Origin of the sequence: Paraburkholderia sp. J41 (genome assembly GCF_905220235.1) — a bacterium.
Taxonomy (GTDB): domain Bacteria; phylum Pseudomonadota; class Gammaproteobacteria; order Burkholderiales; family Burkholderiaceae; genus Paraburkholderia.
Genome location: NZ_CAJMZE010000048.1, coordinates 26,787 through 36,545, shown reverse-complemented (window position 1 = coordinate 36,545; position 9,759 = coordinate 26,787). Strand labels below are relative to the sequence as shown.

The 9,759-nt window shown below is 65.1% G+C and carries 12 protein-coding genes; 6 read left to right on the top strand and 6 right to left on the bottom strand.

Annotation, left to right across the window (positions count from 1 at the left end; genetic code table 11):
- Nucleotides 1-600: 600 nt before the first annotated feature.
- Both U5805_RS29350 and U5805_RS29345 read right to left on the bottom strand, forming a co-directional pair.
- Nucleotides 601-873: a hypothetical protein gene (locus U5805_RS29350; protein WP_322106992.1), complete on the bottom strand. Its 273-nt coding sequence runs from the start codon at nucleotides 871-873 to the stop codon at nucleotides 601-603.
- Nucleotides 874-1,253: 380 nt separating this feature from the next.
- The gene (locus U5805_RS29345; protein WP_322106991.1) at nucleotides 1,254-1,502 is read right to left on the bottom strand and encodes a hypothetical protein; all 249 of its coding nucleotides are present in this window, start codon (nucleotides 1,500-1,502) and stop codon (nucleotides 1,254-1,256) included.
- A gap of 542 nt (nucleotides 1,503-2,044) precedes the next feature.
- Here U5805_RS29345 and U5805_RS29340 point away from each other — a divergent pair.
- The 3 genes from U5805_RS29340 (at nucleotide 2,045) to U5805_RS29330 (ending at nucleotide 3,163) form a co-directional block, all read left to right on the top strand.
- Complete coding sequence (locus U5805_RS29340) at nucleotides 2,045-2,659, top strand: glutathione S-transferase (RefSeq protein WP_322106990.1); 615 nt, start codon at nucleotides 2,045-2,047, stop codon at nucleotides 2,657-2,659.
- Nucleotides 2,660-2,670: 11 nt separating this feature from the next.
- Nucleotides 2,671-2,796, top strand: coding sequence for a hypothetical protein (locus U5805_RS29335; RefSeq protein ID WP_322106989.1), 126 nt, complete (start codon nucleotides 2,671-2,673; stop codon nucleotides 2,794-2,796).
- A 145-nt stretch (nucleotides 2,797-2,941) separates the two neighbouring features.
- Nucleotides 2,942-3,163, top strand: a complete 222-nt coding sequence (locus U5805_RS29330) for a hypothetical protein (protein WP_322106988.1) — start codon at nucleotides 2,942-2,944, stop codon at nucleotides 3,161-3,163.
- Nucleotides 3,164-3,198: 35 nt separating this feature from the next.
- On the opposite strand, the gene U5805_RS29325 is transcribed toward U5805_RS29330, so the two are convergent.
- Nucleotides 3,199-3,420, bottom strand: coding sequence for a hypothetical protein (locus U5805_RS29325; RefSeq protein ID WP_322106987.1), 222 nt, complete (start codon nucleotides 3,418-3,420; stop codon nucleotides 3,199-3,201).
- A gap of 60 nt (nucleotides 3,421-3,480) precedes the next feature.
- On the opposite strand from U5805_RS29325, the gene U5805_RS29320 reads away from it, so the two are divergent.
- The 3 genes from U5805_RS29320 (at nucleotide 3,481) to U5805_RS29310 (ending at nucleotide 5,814) form a co-directional block, all read left to right on the top strand.
- On the top strand, nucleotides 3,481-4,914 hold the full coding sequence (locus U5805_RS29320; RefSeq protein WP_322106986.1) for an FAD-containing oxidoreductase: 1,434 nt from the start codon (nucleotides 3,481-3,483) through the stop codon (nucleotides 4,912-4,914).
- A gap of 70 nt (nucleotides 4,915-4,984) precedes the next feature.
- Nucleotides 4,985-5,323: a cupin domain-containing protein gene (locus tag U5805_RS29315; RefSeq protein ID WP_322106985.1), complete on the top strand. Its 339-nt coding sequence runs from the start codon at nucleotides 4,985-4,987 to the stop codon at nucleotides 5,321-5,323.
- A gap of 5 nt (nucleotides 5,324-5,328) precedes the next feature.
- Complete coding sequence (locus U5805_RS29310; protein ID WP_322106984.1) at nucleotides 5,329-5,814, top strand: metallophosphoesterase family protein; 486 nt, start codon at nucleotides 5,329-5,331, stop codon at nucleotides 5,812-5,814.
- An 89-nt stretch (nucleotides 5,815-5,903) separates the two neighbouring features.
- Here U5805_RS29310 and proP read toward each other — a convergent pair whose 3' ends face one another.
- The 3 genes from proP to argA all read right to left on the bottom strand — a co-directional run bounded on the left by proP (nucleotide 5,904) and on the right by argA (nucleotide 9,746).
- On the bottom strand, nucleotides 5,904-7,604 hold the full coding sequence (gene proP / locus U5805_RS29305; protein WP_415914687.1) for a glycine betaine/L-proline transporter ProP: 1,701 nt from the start codon (nucleotides 7,602-7,604) through the stop codon (nucleotides 5,904-5,906).
- A gap of 377 nt (nucleotides 7,605-7,981) precedes the next feature.
- On the bottom strand, nucleotides 7,982-8,257 hold the full coding sequence (locus U5805_RS29300; protein WP_158949464.1) for an oxidative damage protection protein: 276 nt from the start codon (nucleotides 8,255-8,257) through the stop codon (nucleotides 7,982-7,984).
- Nucleotides 8,258-8,354: 97 nt separating this feature from the next.
- Complete coding sequence (gene argA / locus U5805_RS29295; protein ID WP_322106982.1) at nucleotides 8,355-9,746, bottom strand: amino-acid N-acetyltransferase; 1,392 nt, start codon at nucleotides 9,744-9,746, stop codon at nucleotides 8,355-8,357.
- Nucleotides 9,747-9,759 lie beyond the last annotated feature (13 nt).

Here is a 9,759-nt window from a genome sequence, read left to right as displayed (position 1 = left end):
CCAGTATTCGCCGGGAGCCTCCGCAACTGGAAGCCGCCCCAGTGCCCGTTATCGCGCACCTCGCTTTCGAGCGTGACCCATCCCACACACCGGCGGCCCGGCGCGCGCGGTTAAATACCGGCGCGTAAAGGCGTCCAGAAACCAAAGTCAGCATTTCTTGCCGGGCCAAGGCTGGAATGCGGCAACGTTTGCCAGTTCGCGAAAGGGAAAAGCGCGACGGCACGAGCGGTAGCTCGCGAGTCAGAGGCGGCAAAACCGGATGACTCGGCGCGAAGCGCGAAATCAGCGGTTGCCGATCCGCCCGGTATGCGGATTGATCAGCCTTGCGAAACCGAACAGTGCCGCGATGCCGAAAGGGCAAGCAATGAAGAACGCAGTCAACATAATGCGCACCAGACTTTAAACGTAACAAAATGTATCGTCAGTCTAGCGCGCTTATGTGAAATGGATATGAGGGAGAACGACAACATAGTGTTGCGTTATCGCAAGGCGGTAAGATTTGGCTTGTGGGATACGGAAGGCGGGAACGCCCGACTGGCGGGGCTTCCTGGCAGATGGACGTTAAAAGGGCGGGAATGAAACCGTAATGTGAGGAAACATTCAGATGCAGTCGAAGATCACTTCTACCGATTGCGACGTCACGCCGCGCAGGCCTGCGCTATGAATATCGACGGTGTGCATCTGCTTTTTTTGTTTGCGGCAATAGGCTTCTGCTTCCTTGAGTCCGGCTGAGCGCACGCGATTCCAGGAAACGAGATCCCATCGCGCCCGGCTGGTGACGGTGAGATGACCATCCTGTCTCGAATTGATGCCAGTCACCGACGTGCAGGCCGTCAGCATGCTGACTCCAAGCAAGAGGATGCGTCCTTTCATAGATTCTCCGTGGTCCGCGACCATTCTCGCCGCCAACGCGGGGCATTGGCAACCCGAAAGAAACGCGAACGCGGCGGCGCGCAGGCGACCTTTCGCTGCATGCGAGCGAAACGGAGTTCTGAGAAGCGGAACGGACGCCAGCCATGTGGCGCGCAAGCAGCGACGATAAGCGCTGCGAAAGAAAGGCAAACGCAATTTTTGGCGTGCGCGCAGCCGCGTGGCGTGCGCGGTCCGATAGAAGGAACCGCGTGCTTAACGCGCCGGCGCCGGCACCGCGCTACGCGACAAACGCGCGTCCGTCTGCGTGGTACGCCTGGACTACGATTGCCGTGGCGCTAACGCCGTATCGAGCAGGACCGCGACGTTAGCGTGAGGCGGTTTCAGTCGTGAGCGATTTGATCGCCGACCTGGCCTTGGCCGGAAACGAGACACGACGACAGGAAAGTGTCGCCTTGCGCGCTCGCGCCGTGTTCACCGAAACCGTGGAGGAGCGCTTTGGCCTTCACGAGCGCGGAACCTTGCGCGCAGGTGAGCGACCCGGCCTCGTGAGCCTGCACGCGAGTCAGCGCGCGGTTCGCGAGGAGCAGTGCGAGGACGATACAGACACCAACATTGAATGCTTGTCTCATGATTTCGTCTCCTTTGCATTGAGACTATCTCAGCCGTTCGCCGTCCGAATCCAGGAGTTTCCCGGCGATGCAGTGCAGCACATGCGGCGCGAAAAAGCCTTGTTTCATGCGGTCTGCGTGATGCTTCGGCATCCTCTGCATGTGGGGCGCTCTCGTGCGCCTTGCTGCGCGCGGCGCTGCGTTGCGGCCCCGTCAAATTCCCTCAGGCGCTGCGTCGCACCAATGGCGCGACGCGTCAGAAAGAACGTCTGCAAACGACTGTAGCCTTATTGCTTTTTCTTCGCGCGCGGCACAAGGACGCTGCGCGCGGATGCGCACCCGCGACCCGTTTTTGGCCGCGCTTTTGCGCGCGCAACGCGATCGAATCCGGGCGATGTTTGCGCCCGCTTTCGCCGTCATCCTTGTTGTTTGGCGCGCCTGCGTCCCGCGTGTTTCATCGGCATTCGCCCGCTTTTCAGCGGTTTCTTAATGCACGCTTGAAAAGCGCTTCGAGATACAGCAAGATCGACGCCCGCTCCTGAAATCTTCTGCGAGGTGCAGCCATGCAATTGATCGGCATGATGGATTCCCCTTACGTGCGACGCGTCGCGATCTCGCTTCACGTGCTCGGATTTTCGTTCGAGCACCGAAGTATTTCCGTGTTCGGCCAGTACGACGAATTCGCGCGAATCAATCCGGTCGTGAAGGCGCCGACTTTTATCGACGACGACGGCACGCAACTCATCGACTCGACGCTGATTCTCGATTACCTCGATCGCAAGGTGCCCGCCGCACGGCGGCTGATGCCCGAGGAAACGCAGGAGCGCACGTTCGCGCTGCGCGTGAACGGTTTTGCGCTCGCCGCGACGGAAAAAACGGTGCAACAGGTCTACGAACGGCATCTGCGCCCGGCGGAGCGTCAGCACGAGCCGTGGTTCGCACGCGTGAATGCGCAGATGCACGCGGCGTGGGGCGTGCTCGACGCGCTCGTGACGGGCCGTGAAGGCTGGCTGTGCGCGGGCCGCATCACGCAGGCGGACATCACGGCGGCCGTCGCGTGGCGCTTTACGCAGCACATGCTGCCGGGCGCCGTCGACGCGGCGCGCTATCCGGCCCTTGCCGCGCTTTCGGCGCGCGCCGAGACACTGCCCGAGTTCGTCGCCACGCCGCTCGATTGAACCGCCGGCTCATGGGCGCGGCATGGCTTCGCCTGGGCGGCTCGCGGCTTTCCCGAGGTTTGCCGCCGCCCGTGATTGCCGCGATTGCCGAGATTGCCGAGATTGCCGAGATTGCCAAACTCGATCGTGCCGATTGAGACGCTCCGCGCGCGGGCGATTGTTTGCGATTCGCGACAAGTGACTTCGCCGATAGCCCATTTATCGGCGCACGCTGCATTCGTAGAATCACATCCATCGAATCAGTCCGCGTCCAGGCGACGCGGGCACGCAGCGGGAGCCGTCATGAAATCCTTTATCGAACGACAGTTGTATCAGCCGGCGCTGGTCCTACCGATGGTGGACCTGATGCAGCTGATGGTGTCGTTCGACTTCAACATGGGGCAAGTCGGCCTGATGATGGCCACGCGCGGCGCACGCGCCGCATTCACGCGCTCGCGCGAATTGTGGAACGCGGGCCCGGGCGAATGTGTGCCGGCCCGCGGCGTTCACGATTGCGTGCATTGAGCGCAGCCGCCGGACCGGCTCGCCTCCTTTCCCATTCACCGAAATTGCGCCGATAAGCCTTTTTCGCCGATCCCCCTGACGTGCAGCGGCATCTGCCCGTTTGCTGTTGTGACGTCACCCTGTGAGCCGCCTCGTACCGCGAGGCGGCTCTTTTTTTCGTGCGCGCGCGCCGGCGCCGATGCGCCGCTTGCGCGCGGCGTTGCGCCCGCGCGCGTAAGATGAGGCGATCCGGACGGGCGCAGTTCGTCGTCATTCATCGTGATTCGCCGCGATTCGCCGCAACCCGCCGGCGACGGCGCATGCAACAGGAGAGCGGCATGGCAGAACGATTCGATGCGATCGTGATCGGCACCGGGCAAAGCGGGCCGCCGCTCGCGGTGCGGCTTGGCGCGAGCGGGCGCAGGACGGCCGTGATCGAGCGCGCGTTGTTCGGCGGCACGTGCGTGAACGTGGGCTGCACGCCGACGAAATCGTATGTTGCCTGCGCACGCGTCGCGCACGTCGCGCGTCATGCGGCGGAGTTCGGCGTGCAGATCGGCAACGGCAGCGGCGACAGCAGCAACGGCGCGAGCGGCAATGGCGTGCGCGTCGATCTCGCGTTCGTGAAGGCGCGCAAGGAACGCATCATCGGCGCGTCGCGCGAGGGCGTCGAACACTGGCTGCGCACCGCGAAGAACGTGAGCGTCTTTCAGGGTCACGGGCGCTTCACCGGCGCGCATGCGGTGCGCGTGAGCGCGCGCGACGGCTCGACGCTCGATCTCGAAGCGCCGGAAATCTTCATCAATACGGGCACGCGCGCGCAAGTCCCGCCGATTCCCGGCATCGACACGATTCGCTACGAAACCAACTCCACGCTGCTCGAACTCGAAGTGGTGCCGGAGCATCTTGCGATCGTCGGCGGCAGTTACGTCGCGCTCGAATTCGCGCAGATGTTTCGCCGCTTCGGCGCGCGCGTGACCGTGCTCGTGCGCGGCGAGCGCGTGCTCGCGCGCGAGGACGAGGATCTGGCGCGTGCCGTGCAGGACGTGCTGGCGCGCGAGGGCGTCACGTTTCGCTTCGGCGTGCAGCCGCGCAGCCTCGCGCCGCTCGACGGCCAGCAAGGCGCGCCGGGCGTGCGCATTCAACTCGACGACGGTGCGCTCGACGCCTCGCATCTGCTGTTCGCGACCGGGCGCGTGCCGAACACCGACGATCTGGGACTCGACGCCGCCGGCATCGAGCGCGACGCGCACGGCCACATTCCCGTCGACGGCCAGTTGCGTAGCAAGGCGCCCGGCGTGTGGGCGATCGGCGACGTGAACGGGCGCGGCGCGTTCACGCACACGTCCTACGACGATTTCCAGATCGTCGCGGCGAACCTGCTCGACGGCGCGCAGCGCAGCGCGGACACGCGCATTCCCGCTTACGCCGTGTTCGTCGATCCGCCGCTCGCGCGCGTGGGCTTGAGCGAGCGCGAGGTGCGCGAGCGCGGCACACCGGCGCTGATCGCCACCATGCCGATGTCGCGCGTGGGACGCGCGCGCGAGCGCGGCGAAACCGACGGTTTCATGAAGGCGCTCGTCGACGCGAACACGAAGCAGATCCTTGGCGCGGCGATTTACGGCATCGAAGGCGACGAGGCGATCCACACCTTCATCGACACGATGACGGCCCACGCCCCCTATACGACGCTGCAATTCGCGATGCACGTGCATCCGACCGTGAGCGAGCTGGTGCCGACGCTGCTCGACGGATTAACGCCGTTGAAATGAGCCCGAAACCCGCCACGAAAGCATGCACGAAAGCATGCACGAAAGCACGTCGCGAAAGCAGGCAGCAACGATGAACGACATTGCCACCGGCAATCTGTACGCGGGCCTCGTCCACGACGCGGCCGAGGAGCGCTTCGAACCGCTCCTGGCGCGCGAAGGCGTGCTGATCGAGCGCATCGTGTCCACCGGGCAGACGAGCGCGCCCGGCTTCTGGTACGACGACGCCCGCGAGGAATGGGTGGTGCTGCTTTCGGGCGCGGCCACGCTCGAATTCGAGGGCGCGCCGCCGCGGCGTCTCCTGCCGGGCGACTATGTGCGGCTGCCGCCGCATTGCCGGCACCGCGTGTCGTGGACCGACCCGGCCGTGCCGAGCGTGTGGCTGGCGATCTATCTGGGCGAGAAGGCGTGAGCGGCATGGCGGCGGCTTCCCGTCCTCCGCTGCGCGTCGCGCTCGTTTCCGACACGCACAATCTCGTGCGCCCCGAATTGCTGAGCTTCGTCGCGGGCTGCGACGCGATCGTGCATGCGGGCGACATTTGCGATCAAGCGGTGCTCGATACGCTACGCGCCGTCGCGCCGCTGACCGCCGTGCGCGGCAACAACGACCGGGGCGCCTGGGCCGACGCGCTGCCCGCGCTGGCCACGCTCGACGTCGGCGGCGTGCGGCTCGCCGTCGTGCATGAATTGCGCGATTTGCGCATCGACCTCGCGGCGCAGCGCGTGTCGATCGTCGTGAGCGGGCACTCGCACAAGCCCGGGCTGGAGACGCGCGATGGCGTGGTCTACGTGAATCCGGGCAGCGCGGGGCCGAGGCGTTTCAAACTGCCGATTTGCGCGGCGATGCTGACGGTCGGCGCGAATGGCGAGTTCCGCGTCGAGCCCGCGAATCTGGTCGATTGAGCCTGCGGGCGCAAACGAGAAAGGCCGGCGCGCGGCCGGCCTTTCTCTACCGCGATCCCGGATCGCCGGCGTCGCGATAGCAGCGATCGCTATGCGCGCACGGCGTTCGCGGTCGCGAATTCGTCATCGAGTTCGCGCGCGAGGCGCACGCCGCGCAGCACCGCATGCGCTTCGGCCCGGGTGCTCACGCTCGGCGCGGAGCCGGGCAGCGGGCGGCGCGCCGTTTCAGGCAGCGCCAGCACGGAAACGATGCCGACCACGGCCGCGCCCATCAGGTAGTACGCGGGCATCATCAGGTTCTGCGTGTGATCGACGAGCCAGGCGGCCACGAGCGGCGTCGTGCCGCCGAACAGCGACACCGACACGTTGAAGCCAATGGCGAGCGCGCCGTAGCGGATCGCGGTCGGGAACAGCGCGGGCAGCGCCGAAGGCATCACGCCCGTGAAGCACGACAGCAGCGCGCCCAGAATCAGCAGACCGAAAAACACCGGCACGAGCGAGCCCGTTTGAATGAGCGTGAGCGACGGGATCGACAGCGCGATCAGGCCCACGCATCCCGCGAGCATCACCGGCTTGCGGCCGATGGCGTCGGAGAGGCGGCCGAACGCGAGCGTCATCGGCATCATCAGCACCATCACGATCAGCACGAGAAAGAGGCCGTGCGTTTCGTTGAAGTGCAGCGTCGCCGAAAGATAGCTCGGCAGATACGAGAGCGCCATGTAGTCGGTCACGTTGAAGATCAGCACGAGGCCCACGCACAGCAGGAAGGGGCGCAGATGTTGCGAGAGCAGCGTACCGAGCGTGAGCTTCGGGCGCGCATGCTCCTCGGCTTCGCGCAGTTCCGCTTCGCGCTTGAACGCGGGCGTTTCTTCGAGCTTCATGCGGATATACAAGCCGACGAGCCCGAGCGGGCCGGCGACGAGGAACGGCACGCGCCAGCCCCACTCGAGCAGCGCGTCGTGCTTGAGCACGGCGCTCAGCACCGCGACCGAGCCCGCGCCGAACACGTAGCCGATCAGCGTGCCGAATTCGAGAAAGCTACCCATGAAGCCGCGGCGCTTGTCGGTGGCGAATTCGGCGATGAAGGTGGCCGCGCCGCCGTACTCGCCGCCCGTCGAAAAGCCCTGGACCAGACGCGCCGCGAGCAGCAGCACGGGCGCCGCGATGCCGATCGCGTGATACGACGGAATCAGGCCGATCGCGAAGGTGCCGCAGGCCATCATGATCATGGTCATCGCGAGCACGCGCTGGCGGCCGATGCGGTCGCCGAGCGGGCCGAACACCATGCCGCCGATCGGGCGCACGAGAAACGCCGCCGCGAACGTGCCGAACGTGGCGATCAATTGCGCGGACGGGCTGCTCGAAGGAAAGAACACCTGGCCGAGCGTGACGGCGATGTAGCTGTACACGCCGAAGTCGAACCATTCCATGGCGTTGCCGAGCGCCATGGCGCCGACGGCGCGTTTGAGAAGCGTGTTGTCGACGATGGTGATGTCGTCGAGGGTGAGGTCGGCCGAAGCCGCGCCGCGCGCAGCGCTGGACGAGGTGCCGGAAGTGGACGCAGTCAAGGTGGGATTCTCCAATGACAGCGACGAGCTTTGACGAGCCCGCCACGGTTGCCGGAGAGTGCCGTTTCGCGATAGCGGCGACATTTCGCGCGGCACGCCGCTCGCGGCGTGCGAGCCCAAAGGCGGCGCACGAAAGCATTGCTGAAGTGTCGCGAAACGACACTCGGGACGAATTGTGTTTAACGTTGCGCCTGCGTGGCCGGTTCGGGGGGCAGGGCGCATGTAGACGCTGGACCGGCAAGAGGTGCACGGTTAAGCGCCGCTGAAACGAAAAAGAAGCACCGCGTGGCGGAGCGTTCCTTTTGTCATATGCGCATTCGGCGGGAGGGCGTTTTTGGGTGCCTGACCGAATGCAATTGATGGCTAATGCCTGTTGAACGAGGCGTTATGTTAGCACGATAACGTAAGATCGTGCAAACCGGCCTTTCCGGCGGTGGCTCGAAAAGCGCTGCGAGCCTTGTGTGACAGGCGATTGCGCCGATTCGACGGAACCGGTTCCGGGCGCGTGGAACGGCTGCGCGAGACGAAAAAAAACCGCGCTCGCGGCGCGGTTTTCAGGCGGCGTCGAGGCCGTCGTGACGACGGCCGGTCGGGCATATTCAGCCTTCCGTCGGCGGCACGAAGCCCGTTGCCTGGTCGGCGCCTTCACCGAAGAAGTACTTCTCCGTTTGCTTCATGAGGTACTGGCGCGCGCGCGGGTCGGCCATGTTCAGGCGGTTTTCGTTGATGAGCATGGTTTGCTGCTTGAGCCAGCCTTGCCACGCTTCCTTCGAGACGCTTTCGTAGATGCGCTTGCCGAGTTCGCCCGGCAGCGGCGGAAAATCGAGACCTTCGGCTTCCTTGCCGAGCTTCGCGCATTGGATCATACGGGCCATGCTGTTGTTCTCCTGTGTCGGCGGCGGGTTGCGTTTCACCGCTTGCCGCCGTCCCGTGAAATGGGGGTTGATGTCTGTTATGGGTAGCGCGCGGCGCTCACAACTGCTTCATCAGCACGAGCGACTTGCGCTGCCAGTTGTAGAGCCGGCGGCGGTCTTCGGGCAAGTCGTCGACCGTCGCCTTCACGAAACCGCGCTTGAGGAACCAGTGTTCCGTGCGCGTGGTGAGCACGAAAATGCGCGTGAGGCCGCGCGCGCGGGCGCGCTGCTCGATACGGCGCAAGAGGCGTTCGCCGTCGCCGGAACCCTGGGCTTCGGGCGAGACCGTGAGGCACGCCATTTCGCCGATGCGCTCCTGCGGATACGCATAGAGCGCCGCGCAGCCGAACAGCACGCCGTCGTGCTCGATCACCGAAAAATGGTCGATGTCGCGCTCGATCTGGTGGCGGCCGCGCCGCACGAGCGTGCCGTCGGTTTCGAGCGGCTCGATCAGCGTGAGGATGCCGCCGACGTCGTCGGGCGTGGCTTCGCGCAGGCTTTCCAGATTCTCGTACGAGATCATGGTGCCCACGCCGTCGTGCAGAAACAGTTCGAGCAGCAGGCCGCCGTCGAGCGAATACGGAATGATGTGCGCGCGGCCCACGCCGCCGCGGCAGGCGCGAATCGAATGCTTCAGATAGAAGCCCGCGTCGCCGAGCACGGTGCCGCTTTCCTGTAACTTGTATGCGTCGTCGAGCGACATTTCGCGGATCAGCTCGTTTTCTTCGTTGATGAGACCCTGGGTCTCCGTGAGGAACACGATCTTGTCGGCGCGCAGCGCGATGGCCGCGGCGGAGGCCACGTCTTCCATCGACAGGTTGAACGCTTCCCCCGTGGGCGAAAAGCCGAGCGGCGAGAGCAGCACGAGCTTGCGGCTCGCGAGCGAGTGGCGGATGGAGTCCGCGTCGATCTTGCGCACGACGCCCGTGTGCTGGAAGTCCACGCCGTCGAGGATGCCGACCGGGCGCGCGGTGACGAAGTTGCCCGACACGACGCTGATGTGCGCGTGCGCCATCGGCGTATTCGGCAGACCTTGGCTGATCGCGGCCTCGATGTCGAGACGCACTTCGCCGGCCGCTTCCTTCGCCGATTCGAGCGCGCGGGCATTGGTGATGCGCATGCCGTGCGAGAACTCGGACTCGACGCCGTGCAGGCTCATCTGTTCTTCGACTTGCGGGCGCGAACCGTGTACGAGCACGATCTGGATGCCCATGGCTTGCAGGAGCGCGATGTCGGCGACAAGCGCGTTGAGCAAGTTCTGATGCACGACCTCGCCGCCGAAGCCGACGACGAAAGTCTTGCCCTGAAACGCGTGAATGTAGGGCGCGACCGATCGCATCCAGTCGACGAACTGCGCGTGCTGCGCATCGTGCTGGGAAGCGGTTTCCGCGGCGGTGGACAAAGCCGGCGCGCCGGCGGGAGCGGGGACGAGGTCGGTTTGGGAATTCATGCCCGGGATTATA